The sequence below is a fragment of the Wolbachia endosymbiont (group A) of Melieria omissa genome, assembly GCF_964031125.1.
GTDB lineage: Bacteria > Pseudomonadota > Alphaproteobacteria > Rickettsiales > Anaplasmataceae > Wolbachia > Wolbachia pipientis.
The window spans coordinates 11,179-36,752 of sequence record NZ_OZ035007.1; the positions used below are offsets into that span (position 1 = coordinate 11,179).

Genomic DNA, 25,574 nt, shown 5'->3' on the forward strand with positions numbered 1-25,574 from the left:
ATTTACCAATCCGGCTAAAATTCAAGAATTTCAATGCTTTAGCTATTTTCAATAGAATTAAATTTATTAATATAAATAATAAATTACTATTCTTAAATTTGATCAGATTGATTGCAAAAAAACAAGATTTTCAATAGGTTGCTTATAATCCTAATTATAGTTAGCCTTTCATAAGTAGCGATGCAACAAAGCCATCCCAGTGTCTGGGCACTGGGATGACACCGAAGGGGCTACTCGGATGACAAACCCTGTCATTCCAGGGCGTGACGCTGGTTTCCATCCAAGACGGCAGTGCTTGACACTGGAATGACAAGAAGAGGGCACTGCCCTCCTTGTATGTATTAGATATAGGCCGAGTTGTGGTCGTGATAAATGTGATCGCTTGCGCAATCGAACATTTTCACAAAACCATTCTCTAGATAAAGATTATATTCGTGATGTTGATCTGATAATACAATATTATCTTGCTCCCCTGAATTGAAATGACTTGAATCTGACAGCAATTCGTAATTTGGATTATCTATTTTACTAATGCTGTTTATTACTTTGCCATTACCACTTGATATAGCTAAACTATAACTATCACCATCCTTCATTATCTTGATGGACACCTTATCTTCAGGTAACACTATAAGCTTCTTTGTGCCACTATCGTGGATTACGAATTTGCCTTTTTCAAAATAGTATTTGTCTTCCGGCAAAGCACCAACCTTATAATCTGATGTGTGCAGTTTGTTCCAAAAATCTAACACAGATTGCTTTTCTGCTCCTTCCGCTCTATCATACAAGGCTTTCACATCATTATAATTTATCGTTACATTTGCCTTATGCTTCCCTTCTGAGTCCTGCTCGTAGCTCTTTTCTATTTTGAGAATTGTGTCTTTTAATACTACCTGTTCTTGCTCTTTCTCCTCCACTGAAGCTGACCTTTTTGCCCTTGTTGGAATTTGTGGCTGATCAGACTGCATTTCACTATTGTCGTTTGATGCAGTTTTCTCTTCAGCAGCTTGTGCAACAACATTAGTAGTACTATGAACTTCTGTCTTAGTTTCACTTACTTGCCCTTTTGGACTTTCGGTTTGTTTCTCTTTTGTAAATATTCTCTGATAGTCCGTGTAGCCTCTATTAGTATCACCGATATCGCCACTGCCTTGATCAAAAGTTATTTTTTTACTTCCATTTCCCATATCTTCAATTTCAACTTGAGGAGAAACAGATGCTAGGAAATCGTTATAACTGTAGTTGTAGTCAGCAGAAAAGAATATTTTCCCTTTGAAATTGTGAAAGTTATTAGACAACATTCCAATTTCTTCATCACCATCAAACAATTTTACTTTAGTGAAATATGTTTGATCTTTTATTCTAACTATTTCACCGCTGGAGTTTCTTTGTATGTGATAATCATTTGGGTCGTACTTTATAGCAAAAAGTTTGCCAGAGCCATATTTCTCTAAGTTTATAAGGCCCACATTTACATGTTTATGGGAATAATCTCTCTTTTCATATTCATGTGCAAATATTGGATCTATGTATCTATATTCATCTGATATATTTGGCATACCTATTGGATGTTCATTTCCATCTTTCGTCACCGGAACAAGCTTATATGTTCCGTCTTTTTCCACTAATTTTAGATGAGTAATACTTTGTGGTAGTTGAAACCTTACATTTGCTCCATGGTCATGAATAAATAGATCACCTTTTTCGGTAATATAAAAGCCCATATTTTTGAATGTATGTAAATTTTCGCCTCCTTGTTTTACAACCGCTTCGTGTACATCGTCGTCTGTCCTATCTGTTCCCTTATTATCCAGTAGTTTTCCTTTTTCTACGATTACTCCATTTGCCTTTTGCTCATCAGAATATTGGGCATGCTCTGAATCCTGATGATTCAAAATTTTGGTACCTCTAAGGAGCAGAGAATCTAAATCTTTTTGGATGTGTCCAGTGCTAGGATGCAACAATTCATTTTCATGTAAATGCGCCTCATCAAAGTATTCATCACGTTCAACTGTTCTGCCATCTATTAGGGAAGCTTTATAATGACCGTTTTCTTTTGTAACTGCCATGTAAGCACCACCTTCGTATGAAACATTTAAGTTGTGTAATATATCCTCAAAAACGAAAGTTTCTTTAGTTTGGCCTTCAACTTGCTTAAAAAATCCTGATTCGCTCAATAATTCTCCAAGCTTTGTATTTCCGTCATATATAGACAGTGCACCCATATCTCCTTGACCATGAGCTTGCATAGAAAAAATCTTACCTTCTTGTAGATCAATATGAGTACCTCTGATTAAGTTTGGATCGATATTGACCAGCCCATCTAATATTTTTGCTGCTTGGGAATTATTTTCAATCTTATCAACAGCTTTGTTTTTTAGTTGATCAAACTTTAAAAATGCTGGTCTGTATTTTGTATTTTCCTCATTACGTAACTCTTCAATAGTAATCTCTCCTTTATGATATTTTTGATACATTTCACCACGTTCTTTATTCAAATTATCAAATTCATCTACCTGATTCTTAATTTCTGTATCATATTTTGATAATATCCTTAAAGCCTGATTTTTATACTCTTGACTGTTTCGATATTCATTACCTTGTTGGTCAGAGTAAGTTAGTTTATCCTGTCCATCGGAAGTTTTTACTACCTTGAGGAAATGATATTCCTTTGATATATCAAGTGTATCATTTGTTGCCCTATTTATAGCACGAGCAACATCATAAAATGCAACGTGTTCTACAGGAGAAAAACTTCCAACGTTTTCTCCATCCATTTTTTCTATATTTGCTTTATAGTAGGATACGTTTTTAATTTCTCCACCCACTATTTCTTGACCAATTGCTATGAAATCTCCTTTTGTAACTTGCAAAGCGTTGAGATGTTCCATTGCAGTTTCTGTATCATTCTCAGCAAGCCAACTTTTGAAGTCAGTATCGTGTCCTTTTATGTCTTTCAAGAAACTTTTTGACTCATCTGAGTTACCTTGACGTAAAGCATCTAGGTAGTCTCTTAATAAACTAGGATCTTTTTCCTGTAAGTACATTATCAACGCATGACCTGTTTTATAAACCAAGCTATTTGCTTCGCTGTCCTTTGAGTATTCTAAACTTAAAATTTTATCTAAATCCAAATTTGCAGCTTCAGTTTTGTCGATACTTGATCCTTGAGAATTGAATTTATGATCTGAATGATGCTCAAAGTAGTCTGCAATTCCTTCCATTAATACTGTAGGTAAAGATTTGCCTCCTGTAGCCAAGTAAGTTAAACCATGTGCAAATTCATGCTGAAGGTTATGAATGCCACCTTGCTGGTAGACGTACATTTCAGCAAAAACGTCAGCTTTCCCTTTGTAGTAACATTTACCACCTTCGTCTCCAAGGTAAGAACCGAAACGCTCGCTTCCGCCAAGGTGAGTGTAATCATCCTTGTCATCAAACATGTAAATTTTAAATGTTTGTTCTGAACTGCCGCGTTCTAACTCGAATGCGTTTTTAAAATTAGTAGCTGTTTCTCTTATCTCACTTTCAATGTTAGCAACTTTACTTGCTCTTAAATTGTGAGAATAAACCTCTACTTTAATATTTAAATCTTCAACTTCTATAACATGTGGCGAATTAAACCCTTTGCCGTTATTGTTGAAATATTCTGCTTTAATTATATTTTTATTTACTTGTTGACTAATTGTCATAATTTTAACCTCTAATTTGCTGATCTTTCAATATCAAGCATAAAGTAATTTCCCTAAAAAAAACGTAAATCCCTGTATTAATATGATTTATATCTTAATAAATAAAGTATAGATAGTTAACTTAATATGTAAAATTTAGAATATGGCTGAAATTCTATACAGCTATATTCCGGAATCACATTGGACAAGGACAAAAGCAAAGTGGTTTATTGACTTTCATTCCACCAAAGCACTATACTAAAACCACGATGGGTAATTAGCTCAGTTGGTAGAGCACTTGCTTGACGTGCAAGCGGTCGCTGGTTCGAACCCAGTGTTACCCACGTTTTTGTTTATGAAAAGATTTTATATGACAGCAGTGCATAACGGTAAACACTCAGCAGCGCAGTCCAAGCGCTTAATCTATTCCATAATAATAGTTGCGATAACAATGTTTATGGAAATAGTAGGTGGAATAATTTCACATTCGCTTGCTCTATTATCAGATGCAGGGCATATGCTCACTGACCTCTTTGCCTTGGTTTTAAGCTGGTTAGCACATAGGTTTTCAGCTAAGAAATCCGATTTGCAGAGATCATACGGATATCATCGGTTGCAGATAATTGCAGCATTTGTTAATGGTTTAACTCTATTCCTCATTGCAGTAATCATTATAATTGAGTCAATAAAGAGGTTTATTTTTCCAGTCAATGTTGAGTGGAAAGTAATGTTAATAATTGCTACACTCGGTCTTGTCTCTAACATAATAGTCTTTTTTATATTACATAGTAAATGCGAGAGCAATATAAACATAAAAAGTGCTGTACTACACGTTATAGGAGATATTTTAGGTTCTGTAGCTGCTATACTTGCATCTATAATTATCATGCTTACTGGATGGCAAATAGTAGATCCAATCTTATCAGTATTTGTTAGTGTGATAATTCTAAATAGCGGCTATAAAATTCTCAAAAATTCTTGCCATATACTCCTTGAAGGTACGCCTGAGGGTATATCTGCTGAAGAGATAAAAAGTAAGATCACATCAGAATTACCTGAAGTGATAGATGTGCACCACATACATACATGGTCGCTGTCTGATAATTATTTTATAATTACCATGCATGCTAAAATAAAGCAAAATGTGCAGCACACCAATGTTTTATATGAAATAAAAAAAATATTGCTAGATAAGTTCGAGATAGCACACTCTACAGTCGAGATCGAATACGATGAGTGTGCGGATAATAAGATACTTAAACATTGACGTTTTAAATTATTATGCTATTACTAGAGTGTAATGATGTTGAAGGTAAGCTATGATAGGTATTTCTCAAATACAATTTCCTTCAAAGGATTCTAGTAAGCTAAAATTTGTTAGCTACTTTGGAGCTTTTGTCTCGTTAAGCATTATCACTAATCCTGTTAATGTTCTTTTTTCTCTTGGTACTATGTTCTTCAGGTCTGAAATTAAAACTCTTTATATCTACAAAGAAATAAAAACGGCAAAACAGCAAAAAATGAGCAAAAGGGAATATTGGGAAATATTTTTTAAAAACAATACAATCAAGGTAGCAGCCTTCCTCTTGTTTTCTGCTTTCATAACATATCTAACTTTCACTACCACTTTCTTGCTTATTTCGTTACTGGGAACTATACCACTTACAATGCTATTAATTTTATTGCAGAGTGAACTAAGGCCAAAAGATTTTAACCCATTTACGCTGCTTAAAGCTTCTATAAATTTCTTTTTGGAAGGTATAAAAGAGAATTTACGTGGTATGGTTAATAGTTTTGATGTTAAGCTTGAACATTTACTGCCCCATCAATTAAATGATGATATCATTAAAAATATTGATAAATTAAAAGGTAAGTATAGTGAACAAGTACCTGAAGACGTAATCAAAAATGATGAATATATTCAATTCATTGGATATATAAACAATTCATATGAGTTTAGTGATGAGGATAAAGGAAGAGTAATTGCATTTTTAGATGACTTTTGCAAAGATGATCAAAAGCATAGCTCCGGCTTTACAGGTGGGCAGGTTCTGCTTTTAGTTTTAAGGGCTTGCAATGATGGAGACGGAGAAGCCGTTAAGAGTAAAAAGGATGCATTGATTTCTAATTTAATTGATAGCCAAACTTTCTCTAGAAAAGAGCGAATTCCTAACACTTGCTTCACCGGTATTATCTATAGAATGTTAAGCACGCTAGAGGGTATTCATCCTGATCCAGAAATTAGATTTACTCCCCCAAGGGAAATGTTGCTCTCAGAAGCACAAAATAAAGCACGTGAGTTTATGTTAGACAGGTTAAAAAACAAGAAAAACAATAAAGAAATTCTTAAGGCTTGGTATGACGTTCAAAATGGTTATGAAGACGATGAAAGTCAAAAAATAGTTGATGATTTTATTTCAGAAGTAAGTATTCCTTTAATGAGAAAATTATTGAGTATTACTTCTCAATATAGTGAACAAATTGTGCTGACGTTAATGAAAAATATTAGCTCTATAAAGTTAAATAAATTACAATGTTGTGAGCTGGTTCAGCACATGAGAAATAAACTGCAGGAGCATGATTTAGATGACCAAGAAAGTTTACTCGAAAACATCGGAAAAAAAGTATTCTTAGAGCTATTAAATCGAGATCTACTCGAGACAGATTTTTCTCTCAAGGATTCATCTTTGGATGGAGCTAAGAGAATAGCTAATAAGATAATAGAAGAAGTAGCAGAATTTAAATTAAAGGCTGAGAAGACTATTGAAGGTCAGATAATTAGCATGTTAGATGGGTTAAGAATGCTCCCAAGAGAAAAAAGATGTTATAGGGTATATGTAGAACTCAGTAAAAATAACGAAAATGATAAGGAAAAAATAAAGAAAATTTTGCAAGAAAGGTTAAAAGTAACAAAAGCAGCAATGGATGAAATGTTAAAAAAAGGAGCTTCACATAAGCTAGAGTTAGAAATTGAAAGTGTATATGAAGGAAATAAAGATCACGTTACTCAACTTTATGAAAAAATAAGAGAAACAAAAAAGGAATTCATTGAAGATGGTCTTTTAACACCTCAAGAAGTAGAGAATATAACAAAAGCAAAAATCATAGACTTAAACAAAGAGGACAAAATCATACCGTCAAGCAATTTGTCTCGTAGTTTAAGTGTCAATAATTTGGCAGTACATTATCTATAAAATTTATACTCTTTACCTTGCAGAAGATTCACAATATTTCTGTGGTGTTTTAGGAAGACCAGTGCTCCTATAATTAGTAATGTTAAGAACAAATTCCTCTGAAAAAAAAAGGACCATGCTACAGCCGTTGAAGTAGCACTGAGTGAAGCAAGGGAAGAGTATCTAAAGGCAAGAAAGACTATTATCCAAATTATTACGAATACTAAAGTAATATCGATGTTAAATGCTATCAGTATCCCTAGAGTGGTTGCAACGCCCTTTCCTCCACTGAATTTTAGCCAAATAGGAAACATGTGTCCTAAAACTGCTAAAATTGCAGATACATATATATAAAAATCGTTATTATCACAAAATTGTTGTGCTATATAAACGGCAATAAATCCCTTAAAGGAATCCAGAAATAATGCCAAAGCAGCAAGAAATTTATTTCCCGTCCTTGCAACGTTTGTAGCACCAATGTTTCCTGAACCTACTTCTCTTAAGTTTATCCCTTTTATTCTTGTAATGATTAAGCTAAACGGTATTGAACCGAGTATGTAGGACAGTATAAGGACTACATGCTTTTCCATTATACCAAGAACCTAATTAATTTTATTATTCCTCAGCCTTTTTAGGTAGCACTGAACTTCATCGTTAATCTGATTACTAAACAGTATAAGCGCTGTCATGTTGATGAGAGCTAAACAAGAGAATAAAGTTCCACCGATATTGGCAATAGCCATTATATCTTTAGAAAGACCAGAGAAAAAAGCCACAATTATTACCGCTATGCGGTATATCACTATACTTTTTGCACCGAATAAATATAGCCACCCCATTTCACAACAATATACAAACGAAATTACTGAAGAAAATGCAAACAAAGGAGCAGCTACTGTTAGAAGGATAGGAAACCATGGAGAAACTGTCTCAAATGCTTTGTGAGTAATTAATATTCCCTCACCAACACCTGTTTGGTATGCACCTGTTATTACTATTGTTATTCCTGTTAAACAGCAAATTAACATTGTGTCAAAGCATGGTTCTATCATAGCGACTAGTCCAGTTCTTACTGGTTCTTCATCTTTAGTTGTTGCATGAGTAATTGAAGCAGAACCAACACCTGCTTCGCTGGCAAAGATTGCCCTTTGAATTCCAGCAACAAATGCTCCTACCATCCCTCCGCCAACAGCATTGAAATCTATCATAGTGGAAAATAATATTTTCAACGTATAACCAAGGTTATGAATATTAAATGCAATAATAATAATACAACTAAAGATATATATAAGTGACATAATAGGCACTAGTGCAGAAGATACTCTAGCTATCCTTTTAATTCCGCCAATAATCACTAGAGCAAGCAGCGCAGAAATTATGGAAGAAAGAAACCAAGAGTGACCATCTACCCAACTTGAATAGCCAGATAATATTGAAACCATTTGGTTGGTTTGAAACGCTACACTTCCACCAAGACCTGATAATACAAAGAATACTGCATACATGGCAGCCAGGACAATACCAAGTTTTTTAAATCCAAATTCCTCCAGACCATTCCTTATATACTGAAAGGGACCACTAAACAATTGGTCCTGATCTTCTGTTCTATGTCTAAACGCCAACGTTACCTCAGCAAATTTTGCTGACATACCAAAAAAACCTGTAATCATCATCCAAGGCACCGCTCCTGGTCCACCCATTGAAACTGCAATTGCGACTCCAGCAACAGTTCCAAGGCCTACTGTGCTTGAAAGTGCAGTCATAAATGCCTGAAAATGCGTAATATGACCATCATGGTGATTCGTGTCATATTTTCCACATAAAATAGCAAACGCATGCTTAAACATTCTTATGTTGAGAAATCCAAAACGTAATGTTAGAAACACATAACCAAAAACTAGTAGAAGGATTATAAATGGCACGTAAAGGATCTTGAAAAACAGTACTTCATTCATGAAGTTATTTATTCCATTCAACACAGCGTCATAACTTTCGTAAAAACCTGAAGCAGCGTACACATCATTAAACAATAGGCAAAATAACACCATACAAAGCAATCTATAAATCATGTTAATACCCTTTAGAATTGTAATAAGAATCTATTGTATTCAAAACTTCCCTTCTTAGTAGATATATTGCAACAGCATTTGGAATCATAAGGCACATAAACAAACTGTCACCTAGATAAGATATAAATTCTATATTCTTTGACATACAGCTGATATACACTGAAACCACTATAAGAATTTGGAACGGTATCAGTATTTTTTTACTACCAAATAAATACAGCAAAGCAACTTCACAGTAGTAACAATAAGCTATTATTGTGGAAAATGCAAAGGAAAACATCATTAGCGGAAAAACTAACTTGCTGAACAAGGGCAAAGCTGTTGAAAATATCGAACTAATTAGTGTAATATCACCCACGTTATCAGTGCTATGCATACCAGTGATAATTATCACAATACCAGTCAAAAATGAGATTAATATTGTGTCTATAAGTGGTGCAATCATTGCAACGCACCCAACTTTAATTGGATCTTCTTCTTTTACAGCTGAATGTGCTATAGCTGCTGTTCCGGTACCTGCTTCGTTAGCAAACACTGATCTTCTCACTCCGGCTATTAATCCGCTCAATACTCCGCTTCCTATAGCTGATTTATTGAAGATATCTTGGAATATTATGGATAGAGCATTCAGCAAATTACTTCCGTTTACATAAATTAAATATATACACATACCCACATATAGCACTATCATAATTGGTGTTAAGCTCGTTGAAACGAAAGCAATGCGCTTTATTCCTCCCAATATTACAATAAAGACAAGCAGGGATATAATAATGGATGCGTTGTATTCTAGGAGGTTATTTGATAGTGCTGCTATTTGATTTGCTTGAAATGGTATACCGCCCAAAATCATTGCAATAAGTAGCATAATCGCATAAGTGAAGGCAAGAAATCTACCAGTTTTTGCAAATCCAATTTTTGCAAGCCCGTACTTCATGTAATAAAAAGCCCCGCCAGTTGTATTTTCAGAGCGATAAGTAAATGCAAGCACCACCTCGGCAAACTTTATCGACATACCAAGTATTCCGGTAATTACCATCCAAAAAACTGCACTTGGGCCCCCTATTGTGATAGCTATTGCAACTCCTGATATTGTTCCAAGACCAACTGTTCCTGAAATTACTGTTGCAAACGCTTGAATATGAGTGATTATGCCATTGTTGCTGTTATTACACTTTAGATTGAATAGCGTCTGTATTCCATATTTAAGTAACCTAAAGTTAATGAATTTGAACTGGGCAGTACAAAAGATTCCAGTTGCAATTACCCAAATAATTATAAATGGAATGTTGAATATCTTTATATACAGAAATGAATTTAATAGTTCACTTATCTTCAAAATCATGCAGTTTTCTATTTTTTGTTAGCTAACGAGTTTTATATGTAAAATATATGTAAAACCCGATGCTTATTGGAATAGTAAGTGTATACACTATACCTAAAATTGGTAGAGTCATCCAGGGCTTACTGATGAAAAATACAATAAGTACTCCAAAAAATGACACAAATATATAGGATAGGCTTTTGGGAATATAAATATATTTTGCAGAGAAAGTTGGAATGTGACTTATCGAAAAAAATGAAATGGCCAGAAAGTAACAAGCTACGTTTCTTGTGTTAAAAAATCGCTCTATGAGAAGTAAGTATTCACTCTCATGAGATTGAAAGGTAATAATTATTGGTAACAAAGAAAGTAAAGCACACACTGGAGCTGGAACACCAGAAAAGAAAAATTTTTCCCAGTATGGTTGTTCTGAGTGTAGCGAAACATTAAATCTTGCAAGTCTTATTGATATGCAGATTACGTATATCATTACTAAAATCCAACCTATGACTTTGATTTCGTTTAGCTTCCAAAAATACAAAAGAAATGCAGGCGCTGCACCAAAATTTAGAAAATCTGCAAAAGAATCAAGTTGGGCTCCAAAATCGCTAGTTGATTTTAGAATTCTAGCTATTCTGCCATCCATTCCATCTATTATTGCTGCAATGATGATAAAAATTACTGAGAATTCCCATTGTTCATTAAATGTAAATTTAAGTGAAGTGAGACCAGAACATAAACCCAATAAAGTTATAAAGTTTGGGAATAATTTAGTAATAGGTAAGAATCTACTGTTACTTCCATCGTTATTCATATAACGTCAAAAGTAAGCTTCTCTTGAACGTTTTCCTTATTTAAGTTTGCTATAATTGTTTCACCACCAATAACAGTTTGCCCTTCTGAAACTCTGACTTCTGTATCAGCAGGAACATAGATATTCACTCTACTGCCAAACCTTATAATTCCAAACCTTTCACCTGCTTTTACGTTCTGGGATATTCCTAAATTACAAACGATACGACGTGCAATTAATCCAGCTATTTGCTCCACAATAATTTCTTTCCCCTTTTCGTATTCAATTACAATAACCTGCTTTTCATTTTCATTACTAGACCTATTGCTCATTGCGGATACAAACTTGCCTTTTTTATAACTCATTTCCTTTATCGTACCAGATATTGGTATACGGTTCACATGGACGTTCAAAACACTTAAAAATATGCTAACAAGCGTAAACTTCTTCTCCTCTCCGTTTTCTGCTGATAAAGGATAATTAACTTCTTCAATTTTTGAAATCACACCATCAGCAGGACTTAATATAAGATTCTTATTGTTTGGCACAGCTCTTGCTGGATCACGAAAGAAATAAGTACACAATAATGTCGGAAACAAGCACGTAACGCCAAACCCCCAAGATATAGAGAATGCTATACACGTTACTATAAAGGAAACTACTATAAATGAATAACCTTCCCTGTTTATATTAGGTAAACCAAAACACATAATCTTATTAACAATAACCTATTGTTAACAATTTATCATTTATAATTTCTCATGAAAAGCTTTTTTTAACTGCTTCAGCAAAGTCTTTTTGATACAAGGTAACATTACAGATTGTTATATTAGCACATAGAATTACCGTCATACTGTAACAACCCGTCCAACACAAAATCTAATGCCTAAGTTTAGATCAGAAAACTGATTCTTCTAAAAGTTGCTCACTATCCTCGTCTATTATGATAGAATTATCATGATTTCTGAGTAAATCTCTGATTTTCGTTTCTATTTCATTTGCGACTTCTTTGTTTGTTTTTAGGTAAGTTTTTACATTCTCTCTTCCTTGCCCAAGACGTGTGTTGTTATATGAATAGTAAGCGCCTGCTTTTTCAAGCACACCAAGCTTTGCTCCCATATCTATTATTTCTCCGAGTTTTGATATACCTTCATTGTACATTATATCAAATTTCGCTTCTCTAAATGGAGGAGCAACTTTATTTTTTACAACTTTAACTCTTGTTTCATTACCTGTAATATTTTCTTTGTCTTTTATTACACCAACTTTTCTTATATCAAGCCTTACAGAAGTATAGAATTTTAATGCATTTCCACCCGTGGTAGTTTCAGGATTTCCATACACTACTCCTATTTTCATACGAATTTGATTAATAAATATCAATATACAGTTCGCTTTTGAAACGGCAGAGGTTAGTTTCCGTAGCCCATGACTTAGAAGCCTTGCTTGCAGCCCCATATGTTGATCACCCATATCACCTTCAATTTCAGCTCTTGGAGTTAATGCTGCGACAGAGTCAATAACTATCACATCAACCGCACCAGAACACACTAAATACTCAACAATATGCAACGCCTGCTCTCCAGTGTCTGGTTGTGAAATCACTAAATCATCAGTGCTTACCCCAAGTTTACGAGCATATAAGACATCCAATGCATGTTCTGCATCGATAAATGCGCATGATCCTCCTTTTTTTTGTGCTTCAGCAATCACGTGCAAGGCAAGAGTGGTTTTACCAGAACTCTCGGGGCCAAATATTTCAATTATACGCCCTTTTGGCAGACCTCCAACACCTAGAGCCGAATCAAGCGCAATTGATCCTGTGGATATTGTGTCTATTTTTTCTACAGGGTTTTGCTTCAACTTCATTATTGCACCTTTACCGAATGCTTTTTCAATCTGGCTTATTGCGTTATCTAGCGCTTTTTGTTTATCACTATTTCTTTCTTCTGGGTTACTTGCCATAGATCATTTATTAATTTATATAATTCTCTATGATAATCAAACGCGAATAACCTGCCAAGGTTTTTCTAGTATTTATGTATTATTTCAATGAAAAATATTAACGTTTTCATAAAGCAGATATTTGTTTGCCTTCGTTAGTAACACACTATACTTTAGTGTACGAACGTTGCAATTTGCAGCATAGCAGGTGGTGTCATCCAAGTAGCCAACACTGAAATGACTAAATTCGAAATGGCTACATGAATTTATTGTAAATTACTACCGTATAAGGTGCGATGCAACAAAGCCATTCCAGTGTCAGCTACTTGAATGACACCTCTTAGATGGGTCAGCTACTCAGATCTGCCATGAAAACTGCAACCCTAAATGTTGGAGCACTGTCGTACACTAAGCGCTGTAATGACAATTTTAGTCGCTTCATACACTTATCATGCTAGTCATAACAGAAATAATTTTTACCAAAGATATTTATGAAATAATTGACATAGTTTGGAAATATGTATATTATAGAACATTAATAGTTAGTTAATTTGTAGGTGTAATGTGGCTAGAAATGTTTTGAATGAAAATGAGTACCACGCTTTAAAGCAGTTGTTTTTAACATTTAATATTCAAAAGGAGGATGTGGTAAATTCTGACATTAAGAATATTAAGAAAAAGCTTAGTCAACAATACCGTAAATTATCGTTAAAATATCACTCAGATAAAAACCCAAACAATAAAGAAGCGGAGGAGAAATTTAAGGTTATTGCATTAAATAAGCCATTTTTTGAAGAATTTATAATAGAGCCATTGGAGAAAGGTCTCAATAAAAGAAATAATTTAATAAAAGAATTACGCGGTAAGTTGTGGAGTCGCAGTTATGAAGAATTGCAAAAATACTTAGATGATAAGTGCAGAAATAAACTCTATAATAAGCAGCAGTCAATTAACAATAATGTAACTGCTTATGTAAAATATTCTTCTTATTCAAATCTCTTAGGAGTTCTTTTAGTATCCTTCACATCAATTGCATTTTTAATAATTAATGGTATCAACTATGTTTTTTAAAAATTTTTTTATTTGTGTAATTTTGCAAATTATATGGGCAATAAAAACCCGTTTGTCATAGAAATAGAATTTTATATCAAACAGCTACCACAGCAATTTCTGCTTAAGCTAATGAATATGTGCTTTAAGTCTGTGTGGACGCACATATTCATTAGCCAATTTCAGTTACCGTTGTGAAGATTTTTAAGTATGCAAATTAATTGCTTCTTTAAGTCTTGTATTAGCAATTACTATAATTTTACGCATTAGGGCTGTTATAGCCACCATACGCGTCAAGTTAAGGAAATAAAGGTATGAAAGAGATAGAATAATAAGGTATAAGTTCTCCCAGATATACTTTTAGTGAGAGAACCAATGAATAAAATAACTTGCTTATCAAAAAAGCTCAAAGAATTTTTTAATGAAAAAGCAGAGAAAATCTCAATTACAACAAGGTTTATAAAAAGAAAGAGAAAGCTAAAAGGTTCATCATTCGTAAAAGCCATGGTCTTGGGTAATATAGGAGTTGATAATTGTAGCGTAGAAACAATGTGTCAATTACTAAACGAGGACTCGATAGATATAACAAAACAAGGTTTGGATTTTAGATTTACTGAAGAAGCAGTGGAATTTATGAAAAGGATGTATAATGAATCTGTGATTCTCTTTAAAAATATCTTGCAAGTTGATTGCAAAATCTTACAGCAATTTAATAGTGTTAAATTATTGGACAGTAGCTATATTACTCTACCTAACAGTATGGAAGAGATGTATAAAGGTTATGGTACTAGCTACAGTGGCTATGAAAGCAATACTAAGTCTGGAATAAAGTTACAATTAGTTTTCGACTACATGAATCAGATAATAGACCAACTTAATTTAACGGAGGGGGTAAGATCAGACCAGGGATATAGGAAACATTTAAGTAATATATTAAGCAATGATTTGCTAATATCTGATCTCGGTTATTTTGTGCCAAGTTCTTTTAAACAAATCAATGAAATAGGAGCTTATTTCATAAGTCGTTATAAATCCGATACCAACATATATGATGTAGAAACAAATCAAAAAATGGAGTTATTAGAATGTTTAGAGGATAAGTTATTTTTAGAAAACGAGGTATTGTTAGGAAAAGAAGCAAAAATTAGAGTAAGAATTATATGTCAGAAACTAACTGAAGAACAGTCTATGGCCAGAAGAAGGAAAGCTAATAGATTAGCAAGATCGCAGGGATATACATCCTCTAAAAGAAATCAAAAATTGTTGAACTGGTCAATATTTATAACTAATGTTCCAGAAAATAAAATTAGTGCTGAGCAAGTATTAACGATTTACAGAGTAAGGTGGCAAATTGAGTTATTATTTAAATTGTATAAAAGCCATATCAGGCTTGATAAGCTAAAAGGAAAGCCATGCAGAGTATTATGTGAACTATATGCTAAATTGTGCGCAATTCTTATATTTCACGGCATAGTTGGTTGCACAGAAGTGAAAAAGAATACAGAACTTAGCTTAACAAAGGCATTTATAGCTCTTTTTACAATAATCCGAACAGATCATAATATGCTACTGCTCTACCATAGGCATAAGCACATATCTTATCCTATTCGGACTATTGCGAGAAGTGCTATATTGAGCTAAAAAGGCGGGTTAGAGAGTTATTTTTAGTATTAACCAAAATTAATAGTTTAAAAGCATTTCTTAAAAAACTCACTATAACTTGGTCGCGATTTTCATTAAAAGACAAACGTAGAAGGGCTAGAGTATCCACTTTAACCTCTCTAAATTTGCTCACAATCTCTTAACTTGACGCGTATGGTAGCTAGTACCATAACCTTTATACATCTCTTCCATACTGTTAGGTAGAGTAATATAGCTACTGTCCAATAATTTAACACTATTAAATTGCTGTAAGATTTTGCAATCAACTTGCAAGATATTTTTAAAGAGAATCACAGATTCATTATACATCCTTTTCATAAATTCCACTGCTTCTTCAGTAAATCTAAAATCCAAACCTTGTTTTGTTATATCTATCGAGTCCTCGTTTAGTAATTGACACATTGTTTCTACGCTACAATTATCAACTCCTATATTACCCAAGACCATGGCTTTTACGAATGATGAACCTTTTAGCTTTCTCTTTCTTTTTATAAACCTTGTTGTAATTGAGATTTTCTCTGCTTTTTCATTAAAAAATTCTTTGAGCTTTTTTGATAAGCAAGTTATTTTATTCATTGGTTCTCTCACTAAAAGTATATCTGGGAGAACTTATACCTTATTATTCTATCTCTTTCATACCTTTATTTCCTTAACTTGACGCGTATGGTTTTGCCTCCAGGCTTTCGTGTAGGAAAAGCAACTACAGATGGAAACTGTTTTTTTGATTCGTTTAAGCAAGGACTAGGACAATTAGGAATGAGCGCTGCTGTTGAGGAACTGCGAGAATATTGTAAAGAGTTTGCACAAAATAACCCACCAGAATGGTTCATAAATGCTATTGCTAACAGTTATGACAATAATGGTGTAGTGCGTAGGAAAACTCCAGATTCTTATGCAAAAAATATTCTAAATAACAATAGATGGGGTGATTCCGAAGTTGAAGGTAGAATACTTTGTGGAAAGTATGGTGTAAAACTGTATGTTATGGAAAGACATGTTGTGGATGGAAAAGAGGTATGGACAAATCAGATCATAAATAGTGAAGAAGGTTCTAAGAATGTGGACAACATAGATTATAATGAGGAAAATACTATACACATAATAAATAGAGGCCATGGTCATTTTATTCCAATATTGAGAAAACAAAACGACAGAGGAAGTGGTGAGCCTCTTAATGATCTTGAAAAAAAGATCGAAGGTTACCTTGGCGAATCTTCGCATTTTGTTGATATATTTGGGAACGTTGAAGTAATTTATTTAGGTCGTTACAATAATCAAGACTGCGTTGAAGAAAGAAATTTGAAGTTTGCTGTTTTAACTAATAAAAGAGACTCAGAAGGTCAACAAATTGTAAGGTGCTATACTATTTCTTATAGAATAAACAGTCCTGACTCAAGATTCAGTGAAGAAGAGATGGAATTGGTAAGAAACAAACTACCTGATAGCGATACTGAAGGGAAAAAACGAGCATTTGTGTTTCAAGAGTATAAAATGTTCACAGGAAAAGAAAGGAAGGGGAATGATAGAGAATTAGTCTGTAAATCATTTTCTGAAAAGCAAGAATTTACTAGAGAGTTGAAATGTCCATATAATGAATTTGTAGCATCAATCAGGGGCTTTGGTTCACGTAGTCTTTTTTCTCCTGTACGTGCTTCTACACCAATTGCCCGAAGAAATATACCTAAAGGACATGATAAGGCTTACGCGTATAAGTTTTTAGAAAATCTTCTTAGAATAGAGATGAGTCCTGATGTGCTAGTAGATATTATAGTTGATAGTAAAGATGATACTAAAATCGCTGTAGTAGGACGTCCAAAGGTATTGGGAAGTTCTACAAAACAAATGCGTCATGTTATATCATATTCTTCGGTAAAGAGTGCTATTGAAAGTGTAATAAAAGCAGAAGGTGACTACGAGTTATATGTGAAAAACATGGTAGAACAAGTTATGACTCCACTAGTAATGAGCAGAGAAGGTTTGTGTTTGACAGAAGAACAGTATAATAATCTTAAAGAGAAAGAGGTTATTTCTTCTGGTAAATATGATGAATTTAAACTCACGACTGAAACTAAAAAAGGACAACGTAAAAAATATCACTTAATATACGATAAAGAGATTATAGAAGCCATTAATAGCAAAAAAATTTTTACAGAAGAAAAAATAAAAAAAGCTCGCTCTGATTTTAATGCAAGACTTAGAAAATACATAAGCCATGGAATTGATTATCTAACTGATGGATTAGCTGCAGAAGATATAAACACTGTTACAATAATGTGTGAGGGAGTTGCCAGAATAATATTAACTATGTTTAATCAAGACATACATGCTGCTTTTCCTGAAGAAGGTAATACTCTATCAGAAGAAATTCGTTTATATGAGAGCCAAAACGATGCAAAAGAAACTAAAGCAAAGGTGTTTAGTGTATTGCTACATGACGAAATCACTCAAGAGATAGTCGGAGATTATAATCTTCGTATTAGAATTGTGAATAATGAAGGATATATAGTAAAGAGAACAGCATGTGCGTTGAGTGTTTTAAATTCTTTACTAAAAACTACTTCATATAATATCAATGAAAAAGAAAGTAAGAAATATTTGGATGATTATAATGAAAAGTGTAATTCTACTATTAGAACACATAGTCAAGATTTAGGTAATTATAATGGGAAGATTAATAAAAATAATCTAAATGATGTTCTTTATAATCATGTAGCAAAACATTTGTATGAAGTATTTGATTTTAAACCGTTGGAAAAAAGAGTATTAGCGCCAAGAAGAGAGGCAGGGGATGCTATCAAAGTATATCCTTCTGCTGGTGGTATAAGAGAAGCAGAATATTTAGTACAAGAAGGAGATGAATATAGAAGGTTAAAAATAAATGAAGCAAAAGGTTATAATGATAAAGCAATATTTCGTTCAGGAATGGCTAATAAATTAATAGGAAAAATACTATCTAGTAAAATTGTTTCTCATGTTATTATTCATCTAGTGCCATACAGGTACTTGAAGGATGGTTTTATGGAAAGTGCAGTGGAAGAAGGATTAGGAAATGGAATGCAAAAGATACTAAAGTCTTTTATAGATTTAGTACAGCAAGACTATATTAATGCGCCATTTCACGAAAGAATTGGAGAAGTACTAAATGATGATTGGGTAAATCGAACACTTGAAAAATATCAAGAACAAAATCAGTCTTTTTCTGAAGCAAGCAGTATCATTATAGAGGAAAGTGATACTAAAAGACCGCCAGAAGAAGGTGGTATCGATGAGACTCATATTGAAAAACTACCAAGAGAAGGCGGTGTCAGTGATATTGAACAACGCTTAAAAGGAAAAGGTATTAAGGAAAATATATATAAAGGAGGTTATATGAAAAAACGTAAAAGTAATTTACAGGTGGCATTTGAAGGAGCACACTCAGATTTCTTATGTGATGCAGTGAATAATAATAACCCTGACTTGATTACACAATGGGTGGAAAATAACCTAATGAAAGGTGACGACCAAATAAGAGGTGGTAAAACATCAAGAACTGCTTTTTATGAGGCAGAAAAATCACTAATTAGGAAGTATATTCGTGAGGGTAAGTTTGGTAGTATTGTCACTCTTCTTGATGCGGTTCATAATGAGAAGTTCAAAAATGAGGATAGCTATAAAGAATTAAAAATAAAAGAATGTGAAGTACTGACAGGTGCAATAGTAATGGCAAGAGGGTCTTTGGAAAGAGATGACACTATGCACAAGAATCTGAATGATTTGTTAAAAGATAAACAAGAGAAATTAAAAAAAATGGAAGATATAGATCTTGAAAAAGATGGAGTATCTACTAAAATAACAGAAGCCCTTAACATAGTTCAGGTTAATTCTGCAGGTAGTTCTAAGGGTAAGTAGTAAATTTCAATGTTTTATTAAGGTTTTACAAGTGTGTGGTAGGGAATACTATATTAATTTCGTTTTCCTACCATGTCACTGGTAGTAGGTTTATAAATTCTATATAGTTTTGCGGCGTTTTTATGTTGAGTGATCATGCAGTACCAGACTGATACTACTCCAATAAATAACGATCTCTTAACTATAAAAAACCTCAAATTGTTCGTTCCATATGTGTGATTATGTTTCATTAAAAATGCCTTCCTTGATTTTTGGATGTCAGATAATTTAAACGTAAGATACGCTGTATATGTCAAATATTTATTGTAGAACATAGTGGCCTTAGTCAGAAAAAGTTGTAGAGGAGTTTGGAATATTTCTATACAAGTATTAATAAAAAGAATTGCATTCTATACATTTGCAAGTGGAGTAATAATGATTTATTAATGTATTTTACTAAGAACTTAAATAAAACAGCCATTTCCAGCGCTCAAAACCAAGGGCCGTGAGAAGAGTTTGTTTTGGGATGTGTTGGTCTACCATGTGTACCGTACGAACTTTTTTATACGGTAATTTTATTATACGCTAAAACTAACCACATTAGCCCATTTCACCCACATCTACATACGAACTATTTTGCCTAACTTTATTGCAAAGATTTCAAACTTCTATTTTTATAACCTTATTTTTAAGCTGCTTGTTCTCACAAAGATACGCCCTTTTTTGAAGGAGTAAACAATTGAATTTTTTATAACACTAACTAGCATGGTACTTTCACTAAAATATGTTTTGAAAAAGTTAGTTGACCTGTAAATAGTTCTCTACTAATATTGGCATGTATTTGTTTATTCTGCTGAAGTTGCTCTATACAGGTTTGCTGTAAAAACTTCAGCAGTTTCCGTACTCCTTTAAAGCATCATATTCCTATATATTCAATATAGCTGGTGTTCTCAATTTTGTTGATCTATAGTAAAATTGGCTAAAACTTCCAGTAATAAACAACTTTTAACCTAGCAGTACTCACCATAAAAACTTAACAAAAATATGAGTAGTAAAAAGATTATGTTGAAATTAGCTTGACACATACTACACATTCTATATAATATATTCTATATCTAGGGCTAGGAGGTAATATGGGTATAGGGTCAGTAAAATATATTTCAGAACCTATCAGTGAACAAAGTAAACACACTGATGAGCAAAAACTGAAGTGTGACCTAAGCGCTGGACAAGAGTGTTCAGAAATAGGTAGCCCAAAAACAGAAGCAACTGAATTACCAGTAGATAGTTATTATGAATTCATTAAGCGAGATTTATTTTGGGCTGATAGAAGTTTGATAGATGATAAAAAATACTTAGAGGATTTAATAGATGAGTGGCTTATTCATGCACCTCACTTAAAACTGGAAGAGAGTCAAAAAGAGTTAAATCAAAAATTACTCAATAGTATTATAAAAGATTTTAATATGGGAAATTATGACTCATTTTCAAATCTTAAGCAATTTTTAGAAAGTAACGAGAAAAATAAAGACCTGAAGTACGTTCTTAATCTAAAAAGAGGGCATCTAGGAACAACAGTATTGAATGTGTTTGTCGCACACGATGAAGCCATTCATCCTCTTCTCAAAGCTGGTGCTGATCTAAATATGCAGGATAATAAAGGTAAAACACTTTTGCATGATACTGCTATTTATTCCAGTGAGTATGAAGGTCTAAAGTATCTCTTAGATGCAAAAACTGATCCAAATATACAAGATAAAAAAGGTAATACACCTTTACACTATTATGCTGCTAATTGTAATGATTATAGCAGAAAGGTTATGGATTTACTCATAAGCAAAGGAGCTGATTTAAACATAAAAAATAACAATGGAAAAACCCCACTGCAAATTGCAATTGATAGCAACAATATTATAGAGTGTTTTTTAACTGACAACCAAAAAAAGTTAAGAGACCAACTACGTAAAATGGTTAAAGCTACAGATTCTGATGAAGATTGGGATAATCCTTATGGTCCAGGTGTTGAAGATCTGAAAAAATTTTTAGATAAACATAAAAATAACCAAGATTTAAAGATAGTTTTAAATGTTAAGGGTGATAGTTCAATTTGGCCGTTTTGTCAATTTCCTGATGTAAAAGCTTTACTCTTAAAAGCAGGAGCAACTGACTTTGTAGGTAATAAGCAAGATAATTGTGAAAAATGTGATAGTCTCTTGTCAGAGATGTATCAAACAAATCAACTTGCTAAGCTAAATAAGTTTTTGAGTAAGGTAGTAAAAGCTAAAAGCATGATTGAACTACAGGAAGTTGTAAATGAGATTATAGCTTCTGGAATGAGATTAAATTTTGCTAAAGACAAAGATTATTACTTTGCAGATCACGTACTAGAAAAAATTGCTAAGTTAGAAGGAAGCTATGGAATTGCCAGTGATATAGTATGTGCATTAATATCGAGAGGAGCAAAGTTAAAAAACTCAGATAGTTTAAAAGTCATTGATACAATAGAACGAGAGTTTAAAGATCATAAAGCTAATGTAATCAAGGCTCATGTAGAGTACATTAATTATGCTGAAGAATTTTTTAGAGTTGCAAGGGATGCTACCAGTGGTCAACTGTGTGATGGAAAAATCGATAACAGTGTATCTTACTTAGAATACTCAGAGGATAGTATAATAGATGTTGCAAAAATCACAGATAGAACAAGGAATTTAGGAATACCTCAAGGAGAAAAAGGATATGGAAGGAGTGTAATAAAAATTGGCAAAAGTGAGGTGGAAATTATAACCCAAGATGGCATAAGGAATTACACAGATCTTACAGAAGGCAGCGATATAGTATTAACTTTCTATACCAGTTTGGGAAATATAGACGTTAGACTGTATCCTGACGTACAAGATAAAAGCAAAATTATAGTAGAAGTGAGTAATAGAGAGGAAGTATTGGAAAAATTCAAAGGTCATGAAGAAGAATTAGGCGAGGATTGTGCACTTGGTGATTATTGTGTCTACTGTGCTATTGAACAGGGATATTTTGAAAGGTCTGGAAAATTAATGCATCCTGAAGTAATAAGCGAGTCTAACAACAAATGGACAGAACGTGAAGAGTTAAGAAGGGATTCTATGGAGGAAATTGCTAGAAGGCATAAGTTATTACAAGATTTACGCAATATTGAGTCTAATATTGTAAAAAAGGAGAAGAATTTTGACGTAAAAACTTACCTGATAGATATCTTTAAAATTTTATCTAGGTTCTATGAAGAAAAAGGGGATATTTCTAAAACAGACTTAGCTAAAGCAGCAGAAAAGGAAAGTAAAAAATTGGGGTTAGAAGGTAAATACAACTGGAGTAAGATTTTTGGTTTAGAGGAAGAAATTATTGAAAAGGCAGAAAAACAAGGTGATAAAGAGCAAAAATCAAACATACCTGATGATTTCTATTTAGGGCACGCAATCAATAATGGAAGCTGTTTTTTTGATTCATTCAGGCAAAGTCTGGAACAACAGAAGGGAATCAAAGTTACTGTAGAGCAGTTAAGGAATGAGTGTAAGAGATTTGCGCAAGACAATCCTCCAGAGTGGTTTATAAGTAAAATTGGCAATGACTTTGATGAGGTTGAAGGTGAGTTCGTAAATCGTGGAATTACGTGTAACCAATATATCAATAGCATTGGAAAGAATGAATTTTGGGGACGTTCCGATATCGAGGGCAGAATACTTTGTGATAAGTATGGTGTGAAATTGCATGTTGCAGAAAGTAACCCATTGCACACTATTGATAAGCAACAAGATCCGTTCTTGCATCAGTTAATAGATAGCTCAGGATCAAAAGCAGGTAAGATAGATTATAGTCACAATAGTGTCTTACATATGGTAAATGGAGGCCATGATCATTTTCAACCCCTACTTTATAGAAATAAGGCCTTGGCAAAACAAACGCAAGAACAAAAAGATTCCTTATGCTATTCAAGCTTGCCAAGCTGTAGTATGGATGAGTTAAAGATAGAAAAAGCATCTCATCAACAGAAGGCACTGCTTGTAAGTAGACCATAGCTTTGTATATGATTTGTTACACAGCAATGATGGGAGAAGTTTATTTAGTAAGTTGAAAAAGAAACTATTTTATTTAAAAAGTTTACTTAATGTTTATGGATTTTCAAGTACACTCTCAGATTCAAAAGGGGCTATAGATTGCTCGACATGTACTATTTCCTGGAGTTGTGTGCTGAAGTTTAGAGTATTGCCTTTTTTGATGTTTAAAGAATTTTCCTCTAAATCTACTATTAAAATATGCAGCTAAAATTGGATACATCTTCTACCATTGTTGCACCTAATATGCTAAAATCTTCATCACTTATATTGATTTTCTACATAATTGATTTTGTAACATTTATTTGCTCTTCTATATCAATTTCAACATCTTTTTGTGTGGCCCTTTGTAGTAGCTCCTTTTGCAATAACCTCTTTTAATTTTCTGGCACATACTTTTTTCGATGTTTTTTCATATTGTTGTTTTTATAAACGTTACGACGCTGAGCCGTAAAATTTCTCCCTTTGCTCACTCCACAGCATCGGTATTTCTCTCAAATCAACTAATTTCAAATCTCTTGGCTGTCTCCCATTTACTATGTCTTCTTTAATCTTTGGTGCTAAATAGTTCAACCTCAAAATTTGCTGTATACGTCTTGTACCTATATTAATTTTGGCACTCAGCTCTTTCACACTTTCGTATTTTCCTTCCTCCAGTTGCCGTTTCCACAGGTAGGCTCTTACCACTGCTTTCAGTAGCGCATTATTTGTTTTTCCTTCTGGTTCTACTACTGTGCATTTGTTCCCTTTCTTTTTTATTGGTATAAATTTTTCCTCTGATTCAGAATGCACCTCTATTCCATCTTCTCTCACAAATACTGCTTTTATTAACTTTTTCACTACTTCTTTTTGCTTTCCAAAACTTAAATTTTTCCACTCTTCCGCTTTTTCTTCCCATTTTTCATATAAATCTTCTGCTCTCTTCATTACTTCTTTTTCTACTTCTCCTGCTATTACATTTCGGCTTCCTGATTCACAACCCTTTCCCCTTAAATGATTGTTGCATACGTAATATCGATATCTCTTATTCTCTTTTTTTGAGTATGTCAGCGTCATATTTACATCACAGCTCTTACATTTAATTATTCCCTTTAGTAGCGCTTCCTCATATTTTACTCCTCGATACGGTTGATTACTTATCAATTCTTGTGCTTTTTTCCACTTTTCCTCTTCTATTATTGCTTCATGCTTTCCCTCATACTGTTTGTCATAATGTCTTATCTTTCCCACATATATTGGATTTGTTATTATTCTTCTCACCGTCGCTTTTTTAAAGATATCTGATTTCGTATGGTACCCTTGGCTATTTATAGCACTTCTCGCAATAGTCCGAATAGGATAAGATATGTGCTTATGGCTATGGTAGAGCAGTAGCATATTATGATCTGTTCGGATTATTGTAAAAAGAGCTATAATACGTTTATGTAACTTATCACGAATGCCAGAGAAAATAGAAGAATTTATAGAGCAAGGCGTAAGTATTGAGCAAGCCAGGGAAGTTTTAATGGAATTACTTGCAGAGAGAACGAAAAAGACAGAGATACTGAGTGCAATACCGCAGAATTCAGGAGAAGAGTTGATGATGGAGGTAGCAAGGACTAGAGCGCAATCAAGTATTTAAGTTTTTTTATAACCGCCGCGTACAACAATTACAAACATGGCGGTAAAACTAAAGGGGAAAATAAATGAGGAAATTTTATGAGTTGTATAATCGAACAAAATAATCTAGGTGACTTATTAAAGTATGAGGCATCAAGTCTATATTCAAGAGACCAAATAACGGTAGTAAAGGGTCAAAATCTGAAGCTAGGGACAGTTGTTGGTAGTGATAAAGACAACATGATTAAGATAATAAATCCAACAGCCACAGATGGTACACAAACAGCAATAGGTGCAATAGTATAGCTCTTTCCATAAAAGTCCGGATGTGATA

Annotated in this window: 11 protein-coding genes, 1 tRNA gene and 7 pseudogenes; 10 read left to right on the forward strand and 9 right to left on the reverse strand. The window is 33.5% G+C overall.

Features of this window, described 5'->3' with window-relative positions:
* Nucleotides 1–341 precede the first annotated feature (341 nt).
* A complete protein-coding gene (locus ACQH2Q_RS00050; RefSeq protein ID WP_341824121.1) occupies nucleotides 342–3,692 on the reverse strand; it encodes a peptidase M2 in 3,351 nt (1,116 codons plus the stop codon).
* A 250-nt stretch (nucleotides 3,693–3,942) separates the two neighbouring features.
* Here ACQH2Q_RS00050 and ACQH2Q_RS00055 point away from each other — a divergent pair.
* The 3 genes from ACQH2Q_RS00055 (at nucleotide 3,943) to ACQH2Q_RS00065 (ending at nucleotide 6,865) form a co-directional block, all read left to right on the forward strand.
* Nucleotides 3,943–4,015: transfer RNA gene (locus ACQH2Q_RS00055), tRNA-Val, on the forward strand.
* 26 nt (nucleotides 4,016–4,041) lie between these two features.
* Nucleotides 4,042–4,938, forward strand: coding sequence for a cation diffusion facilitator family transporter (locus tag ACQH2Q_RS00060; RefSeq protein WP_006280506.1), 897 nt, complete (start codon nucleotides 4,042–4,044; stop codon nucleotides 4,936–4,938).
* 52 nt (nucleotides 4,939–4,990) lie between these two features.
* The gene (locus ACQH2Q_RS00065) at nucleotides 4,991–6,865 is read left to right on the forward strand and encodes a hypothetical protein (protein WP_264339520.1); all 1,875 of its coding nucleotides are present in this window, start codon (nucleotides 4,991–4,993) and stop codon (nucleotides 6,863–6,865) included.
* Here the strand turns inward: ACQH2Q_RS00065 and plsY are convergent.
* From plsY to recA, 6 genes are all read right to left on the reverse strand, one after another.
* On the reverse strand, nucleotides 6,856–7,434 hold the full coding sequence (plsY, locus tag ACQH2Q_RS00070) for a glycerol-3-phosphate 1-O-acyltransferase PlsY (protein ID WP_265024077.1): 579 nt from the start codon (nucleotides 7,432–7,434) through the stop codon (nucleotides 6,856–6,858). The two genes, ACQH2Q_RS00065 and plsY, sit on opposite strands and share 10 nt — an antisense overlap.
* A 12-nt stretch (nucleotides 7,435–7,446) precedes the next feature.
* A complete protein-coding gene (locus ACQH2Q_RS00075; protein ID WP_155969383.1) occupies nucleotides 7,447–8,913 on the reverse strand; it encodes an alanine/glycine:cation symporter family protein in 1,467 nt (488 codons plus the stop codon).
* A 1-nt stretch (nucleotide 8,914) separates the two neighbouring features.
* Nucleotides 8,915–10,258 carry an alanine/glycine:cation symporter family protein gene (locus ACQH2Q_RS00080; protein WP_213863214.1) on the reverse strand — a complete coding sequence of 448 codons (1,344 nt, stop codon included), beginning with the start codon at nucleotides 10,256–10,258 and terminating at the stop codon, nucleotides 8,915–8,917.
* 22 nt (nucleotides 10,259–10,280) lie between these two features.
* A complete protein-coding gene (locus tag ACQH2Q_RS00085; RefSeq protein WP_015589351.1) occupies nucleotides 10,281–11,051 on the reverse strand; it encodes a CDP-alcohol phosphatidyltransferase family protein in 771 nt (256 codons plus the stop codon).
* Nucleotides 11,048–11,740, reverse strand: a complete 693-nt coding sequence (locus ACQH2Q_RS00090) for a phosphatidylserine decarboxylase (protein ID WP_007548750.1) — start codon at nucleotides 11,738–11,740, stop codon at nucleotides 11,048–11,050. The genes ACQH2Q_RS00085 and ACQH2Q_RS00090 overlap by 4 nt, the downstream gene beginning before the upstream one ends.
* A gap of 187 nt (nucleotides 11,741–11,927) precedes the next feature.
* Nucleotides 11,928–12,995, reverse strand: a complete 1,068-nt coding sequence (recA, locus tag ACQH2Q_RS00095) for a recombinase RecA (RefSeq protein WP_010963008.1) — start codon at nucleotides 12,993–12,995, stop codon at nucleotides 11,928–11,930.
* A gap of 624 nt (nucleotides 12,996–13,619) precedes the next feature.
* On the opposite strand from recA, the pseudogene ACQH2Q_RS00100 reads away from it, so the two are divergent.
* From ACQH2Q_RS00100 to ACQH2Q_RS00110, 3 pseudogenes are all read left to right on the forward strand, one after another.
* A pseudogene (locus tag ACQH2Q_RS00100) lies at nucleotides 13,620–13,748 on the forward strand (DnaJ domain-containing protein); the annotation flags it as partial.
* 651 nt (nucleotides 13,749–14,399) lie between these two features.
* Nucleotides 14,400–15,551: pseudogene (locus ACQH2Q_RS00105) on the forward strand (IS4-like element ISWen1 family transposase); the annotation flags it as partial.
* Between the two features lie 104 nt (nucleotides 15,552–15,655).
* Nucleotides 15,656–15,829: pseudogene (locus ACQH2Q_RS00110) on the forward strand (IS4 family transposase); the annotation flags it as partial.
* Between the two features lie 13 nt (nucleotides 15,830–15,842).
* Here ACQH2Q_RS00110 and ACQH2Q_RS00115 read toward each other — a convergent pair.
* Nucleotides 15,843–16,262 (reverse strand): annotated as a pseudogene (locus ACQH2Q_RS00115) (IS4 family transposase); the annotation flags it as partial.
* Between the two features lie 87 nt (nucleotides 16,263–16,349).
* On the opposite strand from ACQH2Q_RS00115, the gene ACQH2Q_RS00120 reads away from it, so the two are divergent.
* On the forward strand, nucleotides 16,350–19,577 hold the full coding sequence (locus ACQH2Q_RS00120) for a hypothetical protein (protein ID WP_425383421.1): 3,228 nt from the start codon (nucleotides 16,350–16,352) through the stop codon (nucleotides 19,575–19,577).
* A 1,112-nt stretch (nucleotides 19,578–20,689) separates the two neighbouring features.
* Complete coding sequence (locus tag ACQH2Q_RS00125; RefSeq protein ID WP_425383422.1) at nucleotides 20,690–23,605, forward strand: ankyrin repeat domain-containing protein; 2,916 nt, start codon at nucleotides 20,690–20,692, stop codon at nucleotides 23,603–23,605.
* A 471-nt stretch (nucleotides 23,606–24,076) separates the two neighbouring features.
* Here the strand turns inward: ACQH2Q_RS00125 and ACQH2Q_RS00130 are convergent.
* Nucleotides 24,077–24,952, reverse strand: a pseudogene (locus tag ACQH2Q_RS00130) (recombinase family protein); the annotation flags it as partial.
* Between the two features lie 100 nt (nucleotides 24,953–25,052).
* Between ACQH2Q_RS00130 and ACQH2Q_RS00135 the strand changes: the two are divergent.
* Together ACQH2Q_RS00135 and ACQH2Q_RS00140 are read left to right on the forward strand one after the other, a co-directional pair.
* Nucleotides 25,053–25,262 (forward strand): annotated as a pseudogene (locus tag ACQH2Q_RS00135) (S49 family peptidase); the annotation flags it as partial.
* Between the two features lie 77 nt (nucleotides 25,263–25,339).
* Nucleotides 25,340–25,540, forward strand: a pseudogene (locus ACQH2Q_RS00140) (head decoration protein); the annotation flags it as partial.
* Between the last annotated feature and the right edge of the window lie 34 nt (nucleotides 25,541–25,574).

What these genes read in the sequence shown, in the direction of transcription:
- ACQH2Q_RS00075 (WP_155969383.1), bottom strand. Translation starts at nt 8,913, where the DNA reads ATGATTTATAGATTGCTTTGTATGGTGTTATTTTGCCTATTGTTTAAT.
- ACQH2Q_RS00090 (WP_007548750.1), bottom strand. Translation starts at nt 11,740, where the DNA reads ATGTGTTTTGGTTTACCTAATATAAACAGGGAAGGTTATTCATTTATA.
- ACQH2Q_RS00085 (WP_015589351.1), bottom strand. Translation starts at nt 11,051, where the DNA reads ATGAATAACGATGGAAGTAACAGTAGATTCTTACCTATTACTAAATTA.
- ACQH2Q_RS00060 (WP_006280506.1), top strand. Translation starts at nt 4,042, where the DNA reads ATGACAGCAGTGCATAACGGTAAACACTCAGCAGCGCAGTCCAAGCGC.
- ACQH2Q_RS00125 (WP_425383422.1), top strand. Translation starts at nt 20,690, where the DNA reads ATGGGTATAGGGTCAGTAAAATATATTTCAGAACCTATCAGTGAACAA.
- ACQH2Q_RS00120 (WP_425383421.1), top strand. Translation starts at nt 16,350, where the DNA reads ATGGTTTTGCCTCCAGGCTTTCGTGTAGGAAAAGCAACTACAGATGGA.
- plsY (WP_265024077.1), bottom strand. Translation starts at nt 7,434, where the DNA reads ATGGAAAAGCATGTAGTCCTTATACTGTCCTACATACTCGGTTCAATA.
- ACQH2Q_RS00065 (WP_264339520.1), top strand. Translation starts at nt 4,991, where the DNA reads ATGATAGGTATTTCTCAAATACAATTTCCTTCAAAGGATTCTAGTAAG.
- ACQH2Q_RS00050 (WP_341824121.1), bottom strand. Translation starts at nt 3,692, where the DNA reads ATGACAATTAGTCAACAAGTAAATAAAAATATAATTAAAGCAGAATAT.
- recA (WP_010963008.1), bottom strand. Translation starts at nt 12,995, where the DNA reads ATGGCAAGTAACCCAGAAGAAAGAAATAGTGATAAACAAAAAGCGCTA.
- ACQH2Q_RS00080 (WP_213863214.1), bottom strand. Translation starts at nt 10,258, where the DNA reads ATGATTTTGAAGATAAGTGAACTATTAAATTCATTTCTGTATATAAAG.